Source organism: Pseudomonas sp. KCJK9111 (assembly GCF_046231935.1).
GTDB lineage: Bacteria > Pseudomonadota > Gammaproteobacteria > Pseudomonadales > Pseudomonadaceae > Aquipseudomonas > Aquipseudomonas parafulva_B.
The window spans coordinates 1-21,121 of record NZ_JBJJMO010000073.1; the positions used below are offsets into that span (position 1 = coordinate 1).

At 60.7% G+C, this 21,121-nt stretch carries 17 protein-coding genes and 1 pseudogene; 6 read left to right on the plus strand and 12 right to left on the minus strand.

What is annotated here, in order from left to right:
• Window positions 1-12 precede the first annotated feature (12 nt).
• Together ACK59L_RS18935 and ACK59L_RS18940 are read right to left on the minus strand one after the other, a co-directional pair.
• Window positions 13-759, minus strand: coding sequence for an amino acid ABC transporter permease (locus ACK59L_RS18935; protein ID WP_058605186.1), 747 nt, complete (start codon window positions 757-759; stop codon window positions 13-15).
• A 142-nt stretch (window positions 760-901) separates the two neighbouring features.
• A complete protein-coding gene (locus ACK59L_RS18940) occupies window positions 902-1,819 on the minus strand; it encodes a glutamate/aspartate ABC transporter substrate-binding protein (RefSeq protein WP_409275350.1) in 918 nt (305 codons plus the stop codon).
• A 290-nt stretch (window positions 1,820-2,109) separates the two neighbouring features.
• Between ACK59L_RS18940 and ACK59L_RS18945 the strand changes: the two genes are divergently transcribed.
• Window positions 2,110-6,261, plus strand: a complete 4,152-nt coding sequence (locus ACK59L_RS18945) for an NEL-type E3 ubiquitin ligase domain-containing protein (protein WP_409275352.1) — start codon at window positions 2,110-2,112, stop codon at window positions 6,259-6,261.
• A gap of 28 nt (window positions 6,262-6,289) precedes the next feature.
• Here ACK59L_RS18945 and glpD read toward each other — a convergent pair whose 3' ends face one another.
• The 4 genes from glpD to ACK59L_RS18965 all read right to left on the minus strand — a co-directional run bounded on the left by glpD (window position 6,290) and on the right by ACK59L_RS18965 (window position 11,306).
• Window positions 6,290-7,819 carry a glycerol-3-phosphate dehydrogenase gene (glpD, locus tag ACK59L_RS18950; RefSeq protein WP_409275354.1) on the minus strand — a complete coding sequence of 510 codons (1,530 nt, stop codon included), beginning with the start codon at window positions 7,817-7,819 and terminating at the stop codon, window positions 6,290-6,292.
• A gap of 203 nt (window positions 7,820-8,022) precedes the next feature.
• A complete protein-coding gene (locus ACK59L_RS18955; protein ID WP_023535227.1) occupies window positions 8,023-8,778 on the minus strand; it encodes a DeoR/GlpR family transcriptional regulator in 756 nt (251 codons plus the stop codon).
• Window positions 8,779-8,906: 128 nt separating this feature from the next.
• Window positions 8,907-10,406 (minus strand): glycerol kinase GlpK, encoded by a 1,500-nt coding sequence (glpK, locus tag ACK59L_RS18960; RefSeq protein ID WP_196136186.1) that lies wholly within the window; start codon window positions 10,404-10,406, stop codon window positions 8,907-8,909.
• 48 nt (window positions 10,407-10,454) lie between these two features.
• Window positions 10,455-11,306 carry an MIP/aquaporin family protein gene (locus ACK59L_RS18965; protein WP_058639698.1) on the minus strand — a complete coding sequence of 284 codons (852 nt, stop codon included), beginning with the start codon at window positions 11,304-11,306 and terminating at the stop codon, window positions 10,455-10,457.
• A 298-nt stretch (window positions 11,307-11,604) separates the two neighbouring features.
• On the opposite strand from ACK59L_RS18965, the gene ybaK reads away from it, so the two are divergent.
• A complete protein-coding gene (gene ybaK / locus ACK59L_RS18970) occupies window positions 11,605-12,075 on the plus strand; it encodes a Cys-tRNA(Pro) deacylase (protein ID WP_058605180.1) in 471 nt (156 codons plus the stop codon).
• Window positions 12,076-12,149: 74 nt separating this feature from the next.
• Here the strand turns inward: ybaK and ACK59L_RS18975 are convergent, their stop codons facing one another.
• Both ACK59L_RS18975 and argF read right to left on the minus strand, forming a co-directional pair.
• Complete coding sequence (locus ACK59L_RS18975) at window positions 12,150-13,259, minus strand: ABC transporter ATP-binding protein (protein WP_409275357.1); 1,110 nt, start codon at window positions 13,257-13,259, stop codon at window positions 12,150-12,152.
• Window positions 13,256-14,176 carry an ornithine carbamoyltransferase gene (gene argF, locus ACK59L_RS18980; RefSeq protein WP_058605178.1) on the minus strand — a complete coding sequence of 307 codons (921 nt, stop codon included), beginning with the start codon at window positions 14,174-14,176 and terminating at the stop codon, window positions 13,256-13,258. Before argF ends, ACK59L_RS18975 begins: the two co-directional genes overlap by 4 nt.
• A 369-nt stretch (window positions 14,177-14,545) precedes the next feature.
• Here argF and ACK59L_RS18985 point away from each other — a divergent pair, with 369 nt between their 5' ends.
• Together ACK59L_RS18985 and grxD are read left to right on the plus strand one after the other, a co-directional pair.
• Window positions 14,546-16,654: a molybdopterin-dependent oxidoreductase gene (locus ACK59L_RS18985; RefSeq protein ID WP_409275359.1), complete on the plus strand. Its 2,109-nt coding sequence runs from the start codon at window positions 14,546-14,548 to the stop codon at window positions 16,652-16,654.
• Between the two features lie 91 nt (window positions 16,655-16,745).
• Complete coding sequence (gene grxD, locus ACK59L_RS18990) at window positions 16,746-17,081, plus strand: Grx4 family monothiol glutaredoxin (RefSeq protein WP_023535214.1); 336 nt, start codon at window positions 16,746-16,748, stop codon at window positions 17,079-17,081.
• A 53-nt stretch (window positions 17,082-17,134) separates the two neighbouring features.
• Here the strand turns inward: grxD and bfr are convergent, their stop codons facing one another.
• A complete protein-coding gene (bfr, locus tag ACK59L_RS18995) occupies window positions 17,135-17,608 on the minus strand; it encodes a bacterioferritin (protein WP_058605176.1) in 474 nt (157 codons plus the stop codon).
• 198 nt (window positions 17,609-17,806) lie between these two features.
• Window positions 17,807-18,025, minus strand: a complete 219-nt coding sequence (locus ACK59L_RS19000) for a bacterioferritin-associated ferredoxin (RefSeq protein WP_409275362.1) — start codon at window positions 18,023-18,025, stop codon at window positions 17,807-17,809.
• Window positions 18,026-18,243: 218 nt separating this feature from the next.
• Here ACK59L_RS19000 and ACK59L_RS19005 point away from each other — a divergent pair, with 218 nt between their 5' ends.
• Window positions 18,244-18,846, plus strand: coding sequence for a peroxiredoxin (locus ACK59L_RS19005; protein ID WP_023535284.1), 603 nt, complete (start codon window positions 18,244-18,246; stop codon window positions 18,844-18,846).
• 86 nt (window positions 18,847-18,932) lie between these two features.
• Here the strand turns inward: ACK59L_RS19005 and rnt are convergent, their stop codons facing one another.
• Both rnt and pyrC read right to left on the minus strand, forming a co-directional pair.
• A complete protein-coding gene (gene rnt, locus ACK59L_RS19010) occupies window positions 18,933-19,601 on the minus strand; it encodes a ribonuclease T (RefSeq protein WP_027915348.1) in 669 nt (222 codons plus the stop codon).
• Window positions 19,598-20,644 carry a dihydroorotase gene (pyrC, locus tag ACK59L_RS19015; protein WP_409275365.1) on the minus strand — a complete coding sequence of 349 codons (1,047 nt, stop codon included), beginning with the start codon at window positions 20,642-20,644 and terminating at the stop codon, window positions 19,598-19,600. Before pyrC ends, rnt begins: the two co-directional genes overlap by 4 nt.
• Before the next feature lie 129 nt (window positions 20,645-20,773).
• Between pyrC and ACK59L_RS19020 the strand changes: the two are divergent.
• Window positions 20,774-21,121 (plus strand): annotated as a pseudogene (locus ACK59L_RS19020) (OmpA family protein); the annotation flags it as partial.

The following is a 21,121-nucleotide window of genomic DNA, read 5'->3' on the forward strand; positions in this document are numbered from 1 at the left end:
ATCCAGTTCCATTTACTTGCCCCCCACAGAGATCAGGCCAGGTACGGCCACTTTCTTCTCGACGACGCGCATGAGCAGCATCAGGCCCATGTTGAGGGTGAAGTAGATCAACGTGGCCAAGGTGAACGCTTCGAACAGGTTGGCCGAGAACTCGGCGGTCTGCTTGGTTTGCGCCAGCAGTTCCATCAGGCCGATCAACGAAGCCACCGAGGAGTTCTTGAACACGTTCAGGAATTCGGAGGTAAGTGGCGGGATGATGATGCGGAAGGCCTGTGGTAGCAGCACATTGGTGTAGATCTGCGACAGGCTGAAGCCCATCGCCCGCGCTGCCGATTCCTGGCCACGTGGCAGGGCCTGGATGCCGGTGCGAACCTGCTCGCACACCCGTGCGGCGGTGAACAGGCCCAGGCACACGACCACACTGATCAAGGCCGACGTGGTCGGGTTCAAGTCCTGCTTGAACCATTCCTGCAGCCCCTCTGGCAGCAGGTCCGGCACCAGGAAGTACCAGATGAACAGCTGCACCAGCAAAGGCACGTTGCGGAACAGCTCGACGTAAGCGGTGGCGATACCGGAAACGAGCCGGTTAGGCACGGTACGCATCACGCCCAGGATCGACCCCAGCAGCAAGGCGATGATCCAGGCGGAAATGGCGATGGCGATGGTCCACCCCAGGCCGGTGATGTACCAGTCCAGATAGGTTTCGCTGCCCACGCCAGTGGACTTGAAGAATACGCCCCAGTCCCAGTTGTAATTCATCGGGATTTCCCCTCAGACGATTGTTTCACGGGCACCTTCCAGCTTCCGAGGGCAAACTGCCCTCGGATGAAAGGTTAGACACTAACGGGGAGCCTGCCGGTTTAATTCGCGCCTTGCAGCGTGGCAGGCTCCAGGCTGGGGGTCAGGATTTCTTCTCGTCTGCCGCCTTGTCGGTCGGCTCGGCGATCAGCTTCTTGAGCTCGTCGCTCATCGGGAATCGCAGGTTCAGGCCTTTTGGCGGGATTGGCTGCTGGAACCACTTGTCGTAGCTCTTGTTGACTTCACCGGACTTGAAGTAGCCAACGATCGCATCATCCACCGCCTTCTTGAAGGGCTCATCACCCTTGCGCACCATGCAACCGTAGATTTCATAGGATTGCGGCGTACCGGTGATGACCCAGTCCGACGGGTTGCGAGCCTTGGCCATTTCGCCAGCCAGCAGCGCGTCATCCATCATGAAGGCCACGGCGCGGCCGCTCTCGAGCATGTTGAAGGCTTCACCGTGGTCCTTGGCGGAGATCACGTTCATCTTCATCTGCTTGTCGGCGTTCATGGCCTTGAGGATGCGCTCGGAGGTCGTGCCTGCGGTGGTCACTACGTTCTTGCCAGCCAGGTCTGCGAAGTCCTTGTAGGCCGGCTGACCGTCCTTGACCTTGGTCAGCAGACGGGTGCCAACCTCGAAGATACCCACCGAGAAGCTGACTTGCTGCTGACGCTCGACGTTGTTGGTGGTGGAGCCGCACTCCAGGTCGACGGTGCCGTTCTGCACCAGCGGGATGCGGGTCTGGGAAGTGACCAGGTTATAGCGGACCTTGATGTCGGTACCCAGTTGCTTCTTCAGGGCCTCGACGACGGCCAGCTGGATGTCGTGGGAGTAGCCTACAGGCTCTGGCTTGCCGGCCAGGTAGGAAAACGGGATGGAGGAGTCGCGGTGGCCCAAGGTGATGGTGCCTGAATCCTTGATCTTCTTCAGGGTGCCGGTGAGTTCTTCGGCCATGGCCGGCGAAGCGATTACAGCAGCCGCGATGGCGGCGCCCAGCAATTGACGAACGATACGCATCAAATTTTCCTCGACGTGTTTGTTTTTTTTATGGAGCCGTTGGCGGACTCTTTCGTTCAACGGATACGGCAGCTGTTGCATCCGGTTGAAGGGATATGAGCAGAAGTCGTGCCAAGGTCCGTGAAGCATGTTAGCCCCGCTGAAAGCGAGGGCGTTAGCCTTGTTCGACTAATTCAAGTTTTTCAACAGAGTCGGAAATTCGAATGACCTTCAATTTCATGTTCGGTTATCCGAATGAGTGCTCATGCTTGTGTACCCAGCCATATGTAACACCTGCCCATGACAGCCCGATGTTCTGCTGCGCCATTTTCCAGACCAGAGGAAGATTTGTGGCAGATAACGCACTACCTCACGTTTCCGTTGATGCATTTGTGGCGAACGCGTTGCCGGCTTGGCTGACCAGCGCTGATCCGGACCTGCTGAGCACATTCCACCGGGCGCTCGATCTTGAACAGAGGTCAAGCGAGGCGGTCAGGGCGCGTTTGAAAACGTTGCCTGGGCTAGAGACCTTTGCGCGCCCATTACTTCAGGAGGCGCTGCGAGCCAGGGGCTTGGGTGAGGTGAATGTAGACTCCGCCCAGGTGGTGCTGCATGACAAAGTTGCGATACCCAGTGCCGCGCCTCGGCTGCAGACACCCATGAGGGCGCTTTACAGCAAAGAGTCGCTGCTGGTGGCCGCGCTGCACAACTTTCATGAAAGCGAGACCTTTCCCGGCCTGCACCGGCGCGCCCACTTGCAAGAGGCAAACGGCACTGTACTGCCGCTCTCCTTCGAAGCGTTTGCTCGGCTCTGCCGGCAGCTGGACCTGGGCGGGCAGTACCAGCAGCAGCTGCGTACGTGCTTGTTCCCCAAGGCGCGCCCCCCAGCACCCGCCGATTTTGGGCGGCGTGCGGTAGAACAGATTTTCGAGGAGCGTCTACGTGCGGCACTCGATGTTGCAGTCAGGATGGCCAGGCTCAAAGGGCAGTTGACCGAACAAGACTACCTGGCACTTCTGCCACTGATAGCCCAGAAGCCGACCGTACCGGCCGTGACTCAGGGGTTCCAGCCGTTCGAGCTATTTGTCCTGGGCAAGCCCGTTCAGCGTTGCCTGGTCATTGAGCTTCGCGCAGCGGTCAATGGGCCCATGCACGGCTTGATAAGCTGGTTTTCCGATGACCCGGCCGAGCCCATCGGGCGACATGCGGACTGGGCTGGATTGTACGAGCACCTCGGCAAGCGGCTGCGTGAGCGTCGATATAGACGGTATTTCGCCAGCTTGATCGCCCAGCGCGATCGGCCTGCGTTCCTGGCCCAGTTGGCGCAATTGAACAAATCCTCTGATGGATCTACACCGCTCGCTATCGATGGTCGCCATTTCGCAATAGAAGGCTCTGTTTTTGCCTGCCTGCGTAAACGCTTGCTCAATACAATGATCGACGATGCACGGGTGCTGGCCGTCCCTACGGGCGATTTGACTCAACTTGAGCGGCACGAGCGCATCGACGCTTTGAAAGGGGCAGGGCTCGATGCGCTCACCCTGGCCGCGCAGTTCGTTCCCGGCTTGGGCGAAGTTTTGTTCGTAGCGGCAGCCGTAGACGTCGCGCGCGAAGTCTACGACGGTTACGAGGCTTGGCAGATAGGCGACAGGCAGCAAGCGCTGGCCCATGTGTTCAATGTGGCGCAGGTCGTGGCCACGGGCGCGGTGCTGGGGGCTGCGCAGTCTTCGATTGGCAGCGCGTTAGAGCGCATCGGTTTGGTCGACGGCCTCACGCCGGTGAGGGTGGCCAACAGGGGGTTGCGTCTGAAAAAGATGCCGGCGTCGGCCCACAGCCTGGAGCATCCGGGTGAATTGATGCGTAGTTTTGGCGCCGATCTTGAGCAGGTATCCAACCTGGATGCCGACGCGCTGATGCACATCACGGGTCTGACGCCTGAACACTTGCGCAGCTTGCGTTTGCACGGGGAGCCTGCACCAGCACGGCTCAGGGAGGCGCAGGCACGGCACCTGCTGCATGGTCAAGGGCCGACATCCGAGCTGTTGGTCGAGCAAGCGCTGGCGCTTTCAGTGGGCGAGCCAGGCGTTGGCGTGGATACGCTCACTCGCGACTTCACCGGCCTGTCAGTGCCACTGGCGCAAGAAATCGTGGAATGCGCCACCACCGAACAACTGGCGACGCTGATGAGCGGCAAGGTACCCCTGCCGCTTGCTGAGCGAGCGCGTTGGGCTTTGCGTGAAAGCCGCATCGATCGCGCGCTGTTGGGGTTCGAGCATGAGCATGCCGCCAACCTGGACACACTGCGCCTGGCACTGGCGCTGATCGATGAAACATCGCCATGGCCCGTGTCAACACGTATCGAGGTGCGCTTGGGGGAGGCTCAGGGCCAGCTGGTGGCATCCCAGGGCCCGGCTGATGCACAGCGCACCGAGGTGATCGTGCAGACCAGCGGGGGATATCAGTTGCAAGCACATCCTGTCCAGGCCGGGGACCAAGGGCTGCTGGCATGCCTGCTGCAGACCCTGGATGAAACCCAGAAAACCGCTTTCGGCGGCTCATCGGTTACGACAGCCGAATTAGGGGCAGACCTGCTGCACAGGGCGGCTGCCGACCGTTGCAAAACGGCCCAGTCGCTGGGGATGACGGCGCTGGGTGGTCGCTTCAACCCGCCTCGCCGACTCCAGGATGGCCGTGTCGGTTATCCCCTCAGCGGGCGGGGCGAGAGCAGTCGGCAAGCACTACGACGGGGTATACGCCGCATTTACCCGACACTGACCGATGACCAGATGGACGCTTATCTAGCGCAATTGATCGAGCGCGAGGTGAACCTTTGGGACCACCTGAGCGATCTCGAAGGGCGACTGGGACGTCTGCGTCAGTCCCTTGGCTCCTGGGAGGGCCAGGGCAATGGCATCATTGATCGGCGCCGCCGACGCAGGGTGGCCACCCACATTCGTCGCGCTTGGCGACGCAAGACGGTTGCGTCCGAGAATGATGAGTATGTGCTGCGTGTAGAGGGCGAGCAGGTGGGCACGCTACCTGACCTGCCTGATGACATCGATTTCAATCACGTGCGGCAATTGGCCTTGCGCAACCTGGCGCTTACCCATGTCAGCGACGCCTTTCTCAGACGCTTCCCGAACTTGCAGGTGCTCGATTTGCGCGGCAACCAATTGACGCAGCTACCTTCAGGACTCAGCGGTCTGGAGCAGTTGCGCACACTGCGCCTTGATGACAATCGGATCGTATTGCAACCCGACAGTGACACGGTGCTGACCGGGCTGACCCACCTTGAACACATCAGCTTGAGCGGTAATCCGATCGGCCGTCTACCGAATCTGTCTGCCCTGCGTCATCTGCGTGCGATTTCACTGCGCAACACGGGCCTGTTGAACCTCCCGCAGCCCCATCAATTGCTGTGGCGGGGCTTGATGGACATCCGTGAAAACCAGATTCGTGAGGTCAACGAGCACCTGAGCACACTTGGAGACCGCATCCAGCAACTGTCCCTGCACGACAATCCGTTGGACGAAGCCAGTCAGCAAGCACTCGCCACTGCAAACGAGGGCTCACGCGCCCCACGGCACCATGCCCGGGTGTCCATTGACAACGAACTGCTAGACAGCTGGATTGGGCCGGCCAAGCCAGAGATACGCCATCGGTATGAACGCATCTGGAACGCCTTGCTCGACGATGAGGGGTCGGCCGATCTGTTCCGGTTCCTCGCCGACTTTGCCGAGTCTGACGATTTCGACGAACGACCGCAGTACTACCGCGCACGTATATGGCGCATCCTGGAGTTGTGTGCTGAAAGTACGGATGTCCGCGAATCGGTCTACTCGCAGACCCAAGGTCCGCAAACCTGCGAAGACCGTTTGTTGTTGCTGCTCAGTCAACTGGAGGTGAGGGCGCATATCGCCATACATACGGCTGGGACAAGTGCCGGGCAGACTGAGCGCGAACTCTTGCGACTTGGTCGTTCGCTGTACCGCCTGGACCAGGTGGACAGCATCGCCGCTCGGCACATCGAGCAAATGCGACGCGATCCCTATGCGATGGTGGATGACATCGAAGTGTACCTGGCTTATCGGGTCAATCTGGCGAGTCGCTTGGGGTTGCCGGCTCAGCCGAGCTACATGAACTATCCGGAATTGAGCGACGTCAGCAGTCGGCAGATCAGGCTGGCCGCAGACCAGGTGCTGGCGGGCGAAAGTCTGGATGTACTGGCCGCAGCGCTGGCGCAACGCGAGTTCTGGCAGTCGTTTGCGCGTAGCTATTATCGCGAACGTTTCGAGGCGCTAGCGGTACCGTTTCACGAACGGCTCGAGGCCGCCGAACGCACCGCCGGCGAGCACGGGGAGCAGGTCTATCTACAGCAAGCTGCTGCCTTGAAGGCTGAACTCGATGCCCAGGAGCAGGCGCTTTACCATGAGCTCGCCATTGAGGCCTATAACCGCCTGTGAGCATGGGCTGACAGGCGGCGCAGCTGGATCAGGCGGCGTGGCTGCGCTGCGTTGCCTCTTCCAGGTACTGGGCGAGCGTGTTCTGTTCCGCCTCCGTGGTAAACAGCCCAAGCTTGGTACGACGCCACAGGATGTCTTCAAGGCAGGTTGCCCACTCATGCTCGCACAGGTAATCCACCTCGCGGGCAAAGAGCCCCGCACCAATGGCCTGACCAAGGTCCTGCGGGCCTTCGACGCCTGCCAACAGTGTCCAGACGCGGCTGCCATAGGTGCGTGCCCAGCGCTGGGCAATGGCCGGGGCGAGCCAGGTATGCCGAGCAAGCAAGGCTTCTTCAAGTGCCTGCGGCGTGGTCATGTCCTCGCCGCCCGGCAGGGTTGCTTCGGCCGTCCAACTGCCGCCCATCTGGCTGAAGAACGGCTTGAGCTCGGCCATGGCCGATTCGGCCAGCTTGCGGTAAGTGGTGAGCTTGCCACCGAAGACCGAGAGCAGGGGGGCTTCACCGTGGGCGGCGGACAGTGCCAAGGTGTAGTCACGGGTAACGGCCGACGGGTTGTCCGACTCGTCATTGCACAGGGGGCGAACGCCTGCATAGGTGCTGAAGATGTCACTGCGCTGCAGCTGGTGATTGAAGTGGGCGTTGACCACCTTGAGCAGATAGTCGGTTTCCTGATCGGTGATCGCTACCTTGGCAGGGTCGCCTGTGTATTCACGGTCAGTGGTGCCGATCAGCGTAAAACGATCAAGATACGGAATGCAGAAAACGATGCGCTGGTCTTCGTTCTGCAAAATGTAAGCGTGCTCGCCTTCATACAGCCGGGGGACGATCAGGTGGCTCCCCTGAATCAGGCGAATGCCGTAAGGAGCGTCCAGTTTCAGGTCGTTCTTGATGAACTGCGCAACCCATGGGCCGGCGGCGTTCACCAGCCCTTTGGCCCGCACCGTCCGGGTGCTGCCGTCGGCGTGCTGCACATCCACTTCCCAGATGGCGCCGACACGCCTGGCGCCCAGGCACAGTGTCTGGGTGTGAATATGCGCGCCATGTTCACGGGCGGCCATGGCGTTGAGGACCACCAGGCGAGCGTCGTCAACCCAGCAGTCGGCATATTCGAAACCGCGGGTGATGGCCGGCTTGAGCGCGGAGCCCGCGCCAAATCGCAGGCTGCGCGAGGCGCCAAGGCGCTTGCGCTTGCCCAGGTGGTCGTACAGGAACAGGCCAGCACGGATCATCCAGGCGGGGCGCAGATGGGGGCGGTGGGGCAGCACGAAACGCATGGGCTTAACAATGTGCGGTGCCTTGGCCAACAGGACTTCGCGTTCGGCCAGGGCCTCACGTACCAGACGAAACTCGTAATGCTCAAGGTAGCGCAGACCACCGTGAATCAGCTTGCTGCTGGCTGATGAGGTGTGCCGGGCCAGGTCGTCCTTTTCACACAGAAAGACTTTCAGGCCGCGGCCGGCAGCGTCGGCGGCGATGCCCACACCGTTGATGCCACCGCCTATCACCACCAGGTCATAGCAATCGGCGACGGGAGCGCTGGTCGAATCGGGCTGGGACACAGGGGAGGTCTCCTGGAGCAATTTGTATCGAAAGTGAACATTTATGTTCGTTTCCGAAAATACTAGCGCAAGCGAACGCGACTCGCCAGTCCGTATTCATAGAAAATACTGATCAGGTGACAAGCAAATGAACATTAACGAAAAAAGCCCGTAGGGGCGCGGGCTTGTGCCACCCCCACGGTTGCAGCGCCGGTCGAGGCAACCTAAACCACTTCGACACGCACCTTGTGGTCATTGAGCAGTTGTACCAGGGCAGGGGTTGGGGTCTGATCAGTCACCAGGCAGTCGACCAGGCTGATGGCGCCCAGGCGCACCATGGCATTGCGCCCGAACTTGCTGGAGTCCGCAGCCAGGATCACCTGTCGAGCATTGGCGATGATCGCCTGGGATACGCGCACTTCCTGATAGTCGAAATCCAGCAGGCTCCCGTCTTCATCAATGCCGCTGATACCGACCAGGGCGTAATCGACCTTGAACTGATTGATGAAGTCGACACTGGCCTGACCTACGACGCCGCCATCACGGCGCACGGTGCCGCCCGCCACCAGGACCTCGAAGTCATCCTTGGCCGCCAGGATGGAAGCCACGTGCAGGTTGTTGGTGATGACCTTCAGTTGGCTGTGGTTGAGCAAAGCACGCGCGATGGATTCGGTGGTGGTGCCGATATTGATGAACAGCGAGGCATGATCGGGCACCTGCCGAGCGACAGCCTCGGCGATGCGCTGCTTTTCATCACGCATCTGGTCGGCGCGCATGGCATATGCCGTGTTTTCAACGCTTGAATCGTAGGCTGCGCCCCCGTGGTAACGGCGCAACAGGTCGAGCTCTGCCAGTTGATTGATGTCGCGGCGGATCGTCTGCGGGGTAACGACGAACAGCTGCGCCATTTCCTCGATACTGACGTAGCCGCGGTCGCGGACCAGTTCGAGGATTTGTTGTTGGCGTGGAGGCAAATTCATGGACGTCCTTCGGAGCAGCCTGACAAATGCTGCAATGATGCCGTAGGACGGGGATGACGACCAGCGTGCCGTCCGAAGGGTGGATTCGGCGCAGACCTTGGAGCGGAGTGCGCCGTTGCCTACGATAATCAGGCGTCGTGGTCTTCCCAATCGCGGGTGCGATCGACGGCTTTTTTCCAGCCGCCGTACAATTTCTCTTTTTGCGCTTCATCCAGTTGCGGGCTGAACTCCCGCTCGATGATTGCCTTGTTGCGCAATTCGTCCAGGCTGCTCCAGAAACCGCAAGCCAGGCCCGCCAGGTAGGCTGCACCCAGCGCCGTGGTCTCGCGCATCTTGGGGCGCTCGACGCACGTGCCGAGGATATCGGCCTGGAACTGCATCAGGAAGTTGTTGGCCACGGCGCCGCCGTCAACCCGCAGTTCGGACAGGCGTTGGCCGCAGTCCTGCTGCATGGCATCGAGCACGTCGCGGGTCTGGTAGGCGATGGACTCCAATGCTGCGCGGATGATGTGATCCACCTTGACGCCGCGGGTCAGGCCAAACAGCGCCCCGCGGGCATAAGGGTCCCAGTAGGGGGCGCCAAGGCCGGTGAAGGCAGGCACCAGGTAGACGCCATTGCTGTCCTTGACTTTGCTGGCGAAGTACTCGGTATCCAACGCGTCATTGACGATCTTCAGTTCATCGCGCAGCCACTGGACCGTCGAGCCGCCGTTGAACACGGCCCCCTCCAGGGCATAGGCCACTTCACCGCGCGGGCCACAGGCGATGGTGGTCAGCAGGCCATGGGAGGAAGTGACGGCCTTGTCGCCCGTGTTCATCAGCAGGAAACAACCAGTGCCATAGGTGTTCTTCGCCTGCCCCGGTTCCACGCACATCTGCCCGAACAGGGCCGATTGCTGGTCCCCGGCGATGCCGGCGATGGCGATGCCACTTTTGGTATGCCCATAGACCTCGGAGGAGGAGCGCACCTCTGGCAGCATTTGCGCAGGGATGCCCAGGATGTCGAGCAGCTTTTCATCCCACTGCAGCGTGTGGATGTTGAACATGAGGGTTCGCGAGGCATTGGTGTAGTCGGTGACATGCACCTTGCCGCCGGAAAACTTCCAGATCAGCCAGGTATCGACGGTGCCGAACAGCAGTTCGCCACGCTCGGCGCGTTCCCGGGCGCCGTCGACATTGTCCAGGATCCACTTAAGCTTGGTACCGGAAAAGTACGGGTCGGTGACCAGACCCGTGGTTTTACGAATGTAGTCCTCAAAGCCGTCGCGCTTGAGCTGGGCGCAGATTTCAGTGCTGCGCCGGCATTGCCAGACGATGGCGTTGTATACCGGGCGGCCGGTTTCCTTGTCCCAGACGACGGTCGTTTCGCGCTGGTTGGTGATACCCAGGGCCGCAACCTGGGCATGGCTGATGCCAGCTTGGGCCAGTGCTTCGACCATGGTCGCACTCTGGGTGGCGAAGATTTCCATGGGGTCGTGCTCGACCCAACCTGCCTGCGGATAATGCTGGACGAACTCACGCTGGGAGGTGCCGACCACATTGGCGTCGCGGTCGAAGATGATCGCACGCGAACTGGTGGTGCCCTGGTCCAGGGCGATGATGTACTGCTTGTCCTGAGTGTCTGTCATGGTGTTGGCCTTGCAAAATAGGGGTCGTGGCGGGTCTGGCTGCCGTGCTCAGTTGACTTGCGTATCGCCTTGGCGACCGTCGCTTGCCGCAGGCGTGGACGTTGGAGCTGCGGGCAAATTGCGGGCAATCAAGCCACGATAGGTGGCAGCACCCAGGCAGGCGCCGATGATAGGGCCGAATATCGGCACCAGGAAGTAAGGCACATCCCGGCCGCCGGTAAAGGCGATTTCGCCCCAGCCTGCCAGGAAGGTCATGATTTTCGGGCCCAGGTCGCGTGCCGGGTTCATGGCAAAGCCGGTCAAGGGCCCCATGGCACTGCCAATCACCGCGATCAGCAGGCCGATCAGCAGCGGCGCCATCGGGCCGCGGGGCAGGCCGTTGTTATCGTCGGTCAGGGCCATGATGACGGCCATAAGGATCGCCGTGATCACCACCTCCACCAGCAGCGCTTGCGCCGTAGACAAGGAAGGATGGGGATAGGTCGAGAAAACCGCTGCCAGGTCCAGGCTGGATTCACTACCGCGCAGCATGGCGTGCGCTTGTTCGAAATCGAAGAACAGGCTGCTATAGAGGGTGTAGACCAGCGCCGCGCCGCAGAAGGCACCACACACTTGGGCAAGCATGTAGAAAGGCAGCTTGCGCCGCTCGAAGCCGGCGAACAGGGTCAGCGCGATGCTGACGGCAGGGTTCAGGTGAGCACCGGAGATCCCGGCGGTGAGGTAGATGCTCATGCTGACGCCCACCCCCCAAATGATGCTGATTTCCCAGAGTCCGAAGCTTGCGCCTGCGACCTTGAGCGCGGCGACGCAGCCGGTACCGAAGAAGATCAGCAGCGCAGTACCGAGGAATTCGGCCAAGCACTGACTGGACAGCGTGGGTTGGCCTTGAGCAATTGTCATGTAGGACCTCGTTGTTTTTGTTGTGAGTCGCGCGGGGCTCGACAGCAAGGCCCGGACCTTCCGGATGGTCCTGGGCGGATATGAGGTGCACCGTGAAGGTGCACCCCCGGCATTCAGAAACGAAAAAATATAGACAAGAAACGCTGATGTCAAAGGTCGAAAGTGAACGGTCAGTCACGTTTTGGGCAACGGCCGCCAGCGTGATGCCCCATGGTAGAGCGGGGCGCACGGGCTTCTTGGCTGGGATGTGGGAATTGACCTAAAGTAGCTGCCGATCTGTCTTACACCGGAACTTCGTATGACGCCCGCTCTGGACCTGCTGAAAAAGCATCACGCGCACTATCACGTTCACAGCTACGAGCACGACCCCAAGACAGCGTCCTATGGACTGGAAGCTGCAGATAAGCTCGGCCTGGACCCGCAGCAGGTATTCAAGACGCTGCTGGCTTGTAGCGAGAAAGGGGAGCTGCTGGTGGCGGTGGTGCCTGTGGTGGGTACCCTTGATCTCAAGGCCTTGGCGCATGCGGCGGGGGTGAAAAAGTGCGAGATGGCCGACCCTGTCAAGGCGCAGCGGGCAACAGGCTATCTGGTAGGTGGGATCAGCCCGCTAGGGCAAAAGAAACGTCTGCGCACCTTCATCGACGAGGCGGCGCAGCGTTTTGCGACTATCCATGTGAGCGCTGGGCGACGTGGGCTGGAGGTGGAACTGGCGGCAACGACCCTGGCCGAGCATACCCAGGCCACCTTTGCCAGTATTGGCAGAACGTGATGCCCATTCATCCTTGCTACCTGCTCGGGTTGAGCCGGTAGCGGGCACGCTCAAGACGTAGCCCGGGCCTGGCGTCAGTTCGGCCCACTGTGGCGACGAACGCCTGTTGCCTGCTGCACCGTCTGGGTTGCAATGCTGCCTGGCACCGGAAACACCACCAAGTGATCGGCTTTTACTGCGATGCCCACCTCTTCTCCTGGCTGACGATCCACATGGCTGGTGAAGATCGCTTCGAGCTGGCTGCCGGTGGGGAGTTGCAGGCGGTACAAGGTCGAGGCGCCGAGAAAGCTCTTGCCCACGATCACTGCGCGCAACGGGCTGTCGGGGGCATGCACGATGTCATCCGGACGTAGCAACACATCCACCGAGCTGCCGGCAGCCATGCGATAGGCGCGGTTGCCTCGCAGCTCGCCCAGCTCGGTGCTGACGGCTTCTACACTGGTCATCTGGCCACGGATGAAATAGCCCTGGCCGATGAAACTGGCCACGAAAGGTGTCTGCGGTTCATGGTACAGGTTGTAGGGTGTATCCCACTGCTCAAGCCGGCCTTCCTTGAACACCCCAACCTGATCGCTGACCGCGAAGGCTTCTTCCTGATCATGGGTGACCAGGATGGCGCTGGTGCCGCGCTGCTTGAGGATATCCCGCACCTCGTGGCTGAGCCTGCGACGAAGCTCCACGTCAAGGTTGGAAAACGGCTCGTCCAGAAGCAGCAATTGCGGCTCTGGCGCCAACGCCCGTGCCAGTGCCACCCGCTGCTGCTGGCCGCCGGACAGCTCGTGAGCGTAACGGCCACCAAGCCCACCCAGCTTGACCAGGTCCAGCATCTCGTCGATGACCGCCGCCTGGCGCGGGTGCTTGGCGATGCCGAAGGCGATGTTCTGCGCCACCGTCAGGTGGGGGAACAGGGCATAGTCCTGAAACACCATGCCGATGCGGCGCTTCTCCGGTGCCAGGGTGAAACCGGCCTTGGAAATGACGTTGCCGGCCAGTTGGATTTCGCCTTCGTGCACCGGCTCGAAACCTGCGATGGCCCGCAAGGTCGTGGTCTTGCCGCAGCCGGACGAGCCCAGCAGGCAGCCAATGTCGCCTGCATTCAGATGCAGGTTCAGGTTCTGGACGATGCGCTGGTCGCCATAGCCGCAGGCAAGGTTGCGCAGGTTGAGCAGTAGAGGTTGACTCATGCGTGGTGGTAAGCCGGTTCGACAAGAAATTCCAGGAGTGCCTTTTGTGCATGCAGACGGTTCTCAGCTTGATCCCAGGCGACCGAACGGGGGTCATCGAGCAGATCATGGCTGATTTCCTCGCCACGGTGGGCGGGCAGGCAATGCATGAACAAGACGTCGGGTGCTGCCAGGTCGAGCATGTCGCGGGTGACCTGGTACGGCGCGAAATGCGCCAGGCGACGAGCAGTTTCCTCCTCCTGGCCCATGGAAGTCCAGACGTCGGTGGTCACCAGGTGAGCACCTTTTACCGCTTCACGGGGATCGCGCACGATCTGCACGTGCTCAGCGCCGATGGCCAGGAACCGTGGGTCGGGCTCATATCCCTCGGGGCAGGCGATGCGCAGCTGGAAACCGAACTGCCGGGCCGCTTCGATGTACGAGTTGCACATGTTGAAGCCGTCGCCGATCCACGCGACGGTCTTGCCCTCGATTGCCCCACGGTGCTCGAGGAACGTCTGCATGTCGGCCAGAAGCTGACAGGGGTGCGACTCGTCCGACAGGGCGTTGATCACCGGTACGCGGGACTTGGCGGCAAAGTCAGTCAGGGTGCTGTGGGCGTGGGTCCGTATCATCACCACGTCGAGCATGCTCGACAGGACGATGGCGCTGTCGCCGATCGGCTCGCCCCGGCCCAGTTGGGTATCGCGCGGGGACAGGAAAATGGCCTGGCCGCCAAGCTGAATCATCCCGGCTTCGAACGACACGCGGGTGCGGGTCGACGATTTTTCGAAGATCATGCCCAGCACACGGCTCTTCAGCGGCTCGAACAGCACGCCTCGCTTGCGCAGGTCCTTCAGCTCGATGCCGCGGCGGATCACCCCGAGCAATTCGTCGGTGGTGAAGTCCAGCAGGGAGAGAAAGTGCCTAGCGCTCATGATTGACTACCTTATCTGCAACAGTATGCAGGCCGACCGTGCGGTTTTTTTTGACAACGGCGGTGACCTGCGGCGTAAGCCGCACGGGGCGGACGAATAGGGAAAGGCGCAATACTATAATTAAATGTCGCCTGAAACCAAGGGGTGAAACCACTTGGCACCCCCGGCGATGTTGCAAGGGGTTTCGCAGGGCACTGTATCGCTGTGTTTTATTTGCTACGGCTGTTTGTACACGGCTTGAGGGCACATTGGCAAACAGGCAGGGCCTGCCGTATGAGTGATAAAGACCAATTCACACCGCAAAGCACGCTGGCTCCTGTACAGGGCTGAGTCCATAGTCGAGCCATCAATACAATGAGGCATGCGGCCATGACCCGTACCCTGCACCACCGTGCTTGTCACCTGTGTGAAGCCATTTGTGGTTTGAACATCGTGCTGAGCCACTCGCCTGGCGAACCTGCCCGGATCGAGTCCATCAAAGGCGATCCTCAGGACCCCTTCAGCCGCGGCCATGTCTGCCCCAAGGCGGTGGCACTGCAGGATATCCAGAATGATCCTGACCGGCTGCGCCAACCCCACCGGCGCGTGGGCGACCAGTGGCAGGCGATTGGCTGGGAGGAGGCATTTGAGCTGGCCGCCGAGCGCCTTTGGCGCGTGCAGCAGGCCCACGGCAACAATGCGGTTGCCGTGTATCAAGGCAACCCGAGTGTGCACAACTATGGGTTGATGACCCATGGCAACTACTTTTTAGGGCTGTTGAAGACCCGCAATCGCTATTCCGCCACATCTGTGGACCAACTGCCCCAGCACCTGGTCAGCCACCTGATGTATGGCCATGGGCTGCTCCTGCCGATTCCGGACATCGACCACACCGATTTCATGCTGGTACTGGGCGGCAACCCCTTGGCCTCGAACGGCAGCATCATGACGGTCCCGGATGTGGAAAAACGCCTCAAGGCCTTGCAGGCCAGGGGCGGACGTCTGGTGGTGATCGATCCGCGGCGCACTGAAACTGCGGTCATCGCAGACAACCATTTATTCATTCGGCCGGGCGGCGACGCGGCCTTGTTGTGCGGGCTGCTCAACACCCTGTTCGAGGAGGGCCTGACACGCGGCTCGCATCTGCCGATGACAGGGCTGTTCGATGTCCGCGCCGCCCTGGCCCCCATGACGGCCGAGGCCATGAGCGGCCTGTGCGGCATCCCGGCGCAGGCCATTCGCCAGTTGGCGCGTGATTTCGCCGCCGCCGACAAGGCGGTGTGTTACGGGCGCATGGGGGTATCGACCCAAGTGTTCGGCACGCTCTGTCACTGGCTGGTGCAACTGATCAACCTGGTCACCGGTAACCTTGATCGCAAGGGCGGGGCACTGTGTACCGAACCTGCGGTGGACGTGGTGGCGAGCACTTCGGGTGGCCACTTCAACGCCTGGCAGAGTCGGGTCTCGGGCCTGCCAGAGTACGCCGGAGAACTGCCGGTGGCGGCGCTTGCCGAGGAGATGCTGACCCCGGGTGAGGGGCAGGTCCGCGCCTTGGTCACGGTCGCGGGCAATCCCGTACTGTCGACGCCCAACGGGCGGCAATTGGACAGGGCACTGTCGGCGCTCGACTTCATGCTCAGTATCGACCTGTACATCAACGAAACCACGCGCCATGCCGATCTGATCCTGCCATCGACTTCAGCCCTGGAAAACGATCACTACGACACCACCTTCAACCTGCTGGCGGTCCGCAATGTGAGCCGGTTCAACCGAGCGATTCTGCCCAGGCCCGAGGGCGCCCTGCACGACTGGGAAATCTTCGTCGGCCTGGCCAAGGCGTATGCGCGCCGTGCCGGACGTGAACTGCCGCCGACCGTAGCGCCAGCGCAGATGATCGACAAAGCCCTGCGCAGCGGGCGTTATGGACAGGCGACGCCCTGGCAGCTGTCACTCGAAACCCTCGATGCACACCCTCATGGGTTGGACCTGGGCCCCTTGCAGGCCAACCTTGCCCATCGCCTGGGCACGTCGAGCAAAACCGTCGAGGCAGCGCCGCGTGTGCTGCTCGATGACCTGCAGCGTCTGGCCCGGCAGGCGCCGCCAGAAGCCGGGCAACTGCTGCTCATAGGGCGGCGTCACGTACGCAGCAACAATTCCTGGATGCACAACTATCACAGGCTGGTCAAAGGGAAACCGCGCCATCACTTGTTGATGCACCCCGATGACCTGCGCCAGCGCCAACTGCAGGATGGCCAGCAGGTCAGGGTCAGCTCGCGAGCAGGGGCGGTGCAGGTGCAGGTACAGGCGTGCGAAAGCATGATGCCAGGGGTGGTAAGCCTGCCCCATGGCTTCGGGCATAGTCGTCACGGTGTGCGCCTTCAGACCGCCCAGGCACAGCCCGGCGTCAGCGCCAACGATCTCACTGACGAGCTGCTGCGCGACTCGGTCTGCGGCAATGCTGCACTCAATGGCGTTCCGGTGCACGTGGAAGCCGCTTGAGCCTTGGCAAGGCCGAGCATGCAGCTCGGCTTTCCGTTACAATGCGTCACCGTGCCGACGCCCGTGTCGGAAAGTCAAGCCGAGGTGCTACATGGATATCATCGAAACGATCAAAGAGCAGATTGCCAACAACACCATTCTGCTTTACATGAAGGGCTCGCCGAATGCGCCGCAGTGCGGCTTTTCGGCCCGTGCCTCCCAGGCAGTGATGGGTTGCGGCGAGAAGTTCGCCTACGTCGACATCCTGCAGAACCCGGAAATTCGCGCCAACCTGCCCAAATATGCCAACTGGCCAACCTTCCCCCAGCTGTGGGTCGGTGGTGAGCTGGTCGGCGGTAGCGACATCGTGCTGGAAATGTTCGAAAAGGGAGAGCTGCAGACCCTGATCAAGGATGCCGCCGCCAAGGCGAAGGCTGCCGAAGCGTAAGAAATGCGCTCCAAAAAAAACCCGCCATTGGCGGGTTTTTTTGTGTTGGCGTCTTATTCTTCGCCCATCTGCGACTGCAGGTAATTTTCGATACCAATCTTGTCGATCAAGCCCAGCTGGGTTTCCAGCCAGTCGATGTGCTCTTCTTCAGACTCCAGAATATCTTCCAGCACGTCACGCGAACCAAAGTCACCCGCTGTTTCGCAGTGAGCAATGGCCGCCTTCAGGTCGATCAGGCCTTTCTGCTCGATTCGCAGGTCGCACTCGAGCATCTCTTTGGTGTGCTCGCCGATCAGCAGCTTGCCCAAGTCCTGAACATTGGGAATACCTTCGAGAAACAGAATACGCTTGATCAGTTTGTCAGCGTGTTTCATTTCGTCGATCGATTCTTTGTATTCGTGCTTGCCGAGCTTGTTCAGGCCCCAATCTTCGTACATGCGGGCATGCAGGAAATACTGGTTGATTGCGACCAGCTCGTTTCCGAGGATCTTGTTGAGATGCTGGATGACGCTGATGTCGCCTTTCATTGGGGTTCCTGCCCTGTCGAAGTGTGCCAATACAGGGAAGTTTGAGCCTGATGCCCAGGCCTGTCAAACCTAAGTAATTGAATAATAAATGAAAATTAATAGGAATAAGAATGTTTGTGAACCGCGTTGGCGCGCTAACTCGTTGAATTAAGGCGAAAAAAAACCGGACGCATGGTCCGGTTTTCGTCATTCTGGGTATCAGGCAGTGGTGAATTCTACCGGATAGGGCAGGGCGGCCTGGCTGACCTGTAGTTTGGTCAGTGTTTCGCGCACCACTTCCTTGGCAAGGCAGGCGCACTTGCCACACTGGCTGGCGACACCGGTGGTGGTTCGGACTTCCTTGTAGCTGCAGCATCCTTCATAGATCGCATCGCGGATCTGTCCGTCGGTGACGCCGACACAAAGACACACATACATAGGGCTGACCATCGCTGGCGGGTTCGATGGATTGGAGCTTAATGTGAATGAGAATGCTTGTCAAAGTGGTTTCAGAAGGCATTTGCCCCGGGTGACCAACGGTCGCGCGCTCAGCATTCGGCCTGCCACCGTAACCTGTGTATGATGGTCAACCTTTGTTGCATGTCGGGTCGGCGACTCGGCCTGCAATGGTTCTTCACTCACATCAGGAGATAACAATGAGCGTACTCGTTGGCAAGAAAGCCCCCGATTTCACCGTACCTGCCGTACTGGGCAGCGGCGAGATCGTCGACAGCTTCAACCTGGCCTCGGCCATCAAGGGCAAGTACGGCCTGGTGTTCTTCTACCCGCTGGACTTCACCTTCGTCTGCCCGTCCGAGCTGATTGCTCTGGACAATCGCATTCCTGACTTCCAGGCGCGCAACGTGGAAGTGATCGGCGTATCGATCGATTCGCACTTCACCCACAACGCATGGCGCAACACCCCCGTCAACAACGGCGGCATCGGCCCGGTCAAGTACACCCTGGCTGCCGACATGACCCACGAAATCTGCAAGGCCTACGACGTAGAGTCCGAAGGCGGCGTGGCCTTCCGTGGCGCCTTCCTGATCGACACCAACGGTGTCGTGCGCTCGCAGATCATCAACGACCTGCCGCTGGGCCGTAACATGGACGAGCTGCTGCGCCTGGTCGACGCCCTGCAGTTCCACGAAGAGCACGGCGAAGTCTGCCCTGCCAACTGGAAAAAAGGCGACAAGGGCATGAACGCATCGCCAGAAGGCGTTGCTGCCTACCTGAGCGAGAACGCCGGCAAGCTGTAAGCCCGCGTCGAGCACAAAAAACCGGCCTTCATGGCCGGTTTTTTTTGCCAGCCGCACGGGCTGGCTTTAGCGCTGAAACGCGCGGATCAATCCTGTCGCCAGCCGCCCATGTCTTTCCAGCGGTTGACGATACCGCAGAACAGCTCAGCCGTTTTTTCGGTGTCGTAGCGTGCCGAGTGCGCCTCGCGACCATCGAAATCGATGTCAGCGCTCTGGCAGGCGCGAGCCAACACGGTCTGCCCATAGGCGAGCCCTGCCAGGGTGGCCGTGTCGAAGCTCGAAAACGGGTGGAACGGGTTACGCTTGAGGTCGTTGCGCGCTACCGCCGCGTTAAGGAAACCCAGGTCGAAACTGCTGTTGTGGCCCACCAGGATGGCGCGCTTGCAACCATTGGCCTTGAGCGCCTTGCGGATGCCTCGGAAGATATCCGTCAGGGCCGTTTCCTCGCTCACCGCCATGCGCAGCGGGTGGTCGAGTTTGATGCCGGTGAACTCCAGCGCCGCGGCCTCGATGTTGGCGCCTTCGAAGGGCTCTACGCGGTGAAAATAGGTATGTTCGGGGAACAGAAAACCCTTTTCATCCATGCCAATGGTGACGGCAGCAATTTCCAGCAAGGCGTCGGTGGCGCTATTGAAACCACCAGTCTCCACATCCACCACCACGGGCAGGTAACCCCGAAAGCGTTCGGCCATTGGGTGACGGTGACCACCGCTGCCAGAGGATTCAAGTTCATCTTCGTACAGGTCTTCGCTCACGCGTGTTCCTCCAGCAGGCGCCAGCGCAGTGTTTCCCCGGCGCGCAGCGGAATCACGGTTTGCTCACCGAAGGGCAGGCTTTCTGGGGCCGTCCATTGCTCACGAACCAGGGTGATGGTGTCGGTGTTGGCTGGCAAGCCGTAGAAAGCAGGGCCGTGCAGGCTGGCAAAACCTTCGAGCTTGTCCAGAGCGTTGCGCTGTTCGAACGCCTCTGCATAGAGCTCGATGGCCGCATACGCGGTGTAGCAGCCAGCGCATCCACACGCCGCTTCCTTGGCGTGGCGGGCGTGGGGAGCCGAGTCGGTGCCGAGGAAGAACTTCGGGTTGCCGCTGGTGGCGGCGTCCAGCAACGCCACCTGATGCGTGTTGCGCTTGAGGATGGGCAGGCAATAGAAATGCGGCCGTATGCCGCCCACCAGCATATGGTTGCGGTTGTACAGCAAGTGCTGCGCGGTGATGGTGGCGCCTACGTTGGCCGAAGCCTCGGTCACGAACTGGGCCGCATCGCTGGTGGTAATGTGCTCGAAGACCACCTTGAGCGAGGGGAAGCGCTCGACCAGGCGGCGCATATGCTCGTCGATGAAGCGCTTTTCACGGTCGAATACGTCGATCTCGCTGCGCGTGACTTCGCCGTGCACCAGCAATGGCATGCCGACTTCAGCCAGCGCCTCGATAGCCGGGAAAATATTGTCGATGCTGGTCACGCCAGAATCGGAATTGGTGGTGGCGCCTGCCGGGTAGAGCTTGGCGGCATGCACGATACCGCTGGCCTTGGCATCTCGGATGTCTTGTGGGGTGGTGCGGTCGGTGAGATACAGCACCATCAACGGCTCAAACCGACTGCCAGCCGGGCGAGCAGCCAGAATACGGTCACGATAGGCCCCGGCTTCGGCGGCATTGCGCACCGGCGGCACCAGGTTGGGCATGATGATGGCACGGGCGAAGGTGCGCGCCACATCACCAACGGTGTGAGGCAAGACGGCACCATCACGCAGATGGATGTGCCAGTCGTCGGGGCGCAGGAGGGTCAGGCGATCGGACATTGAGGATTCCAGGCGGGTCGAACTCAAGCCGTAATGCTACCGGAAAAGCCCCTCCAGAGCACAGGTATCAAGTTTTCCCGCGGCCGCCCGATAGCGTAAAGGTGAGTGTCGAATTATGTGGAGCCCGCCGTGCGCCAGCGTTACCTAGCCCTGTTTATCGTGTTTGCCAGCGTGCCGGCCGGTGCCTTGACGTTTCAGACACGCATGGAGAGCATTGCCTGGACGGTGGAGGGTGACGCGTTCGAATGCCGGCTGACCCAGCCGATAGACGGTTTCGGAAGCGGTGAGTTCGTACGCCGTGCCGGTGAGCAACCGGTGTTCCGCCTGCGCTCACAAACCAATGCGATGGGTGCCGGCGGTGCCACCTTGCTGGCTGCTGCAGCGCCCTGGCAACCTGGGCGCGGGGACATCAACCTGGGCAATGTGCGCATGGCACGTACCGGCGTGCTGTTCAACTCCTCCCAAGGCCAGGCCAGC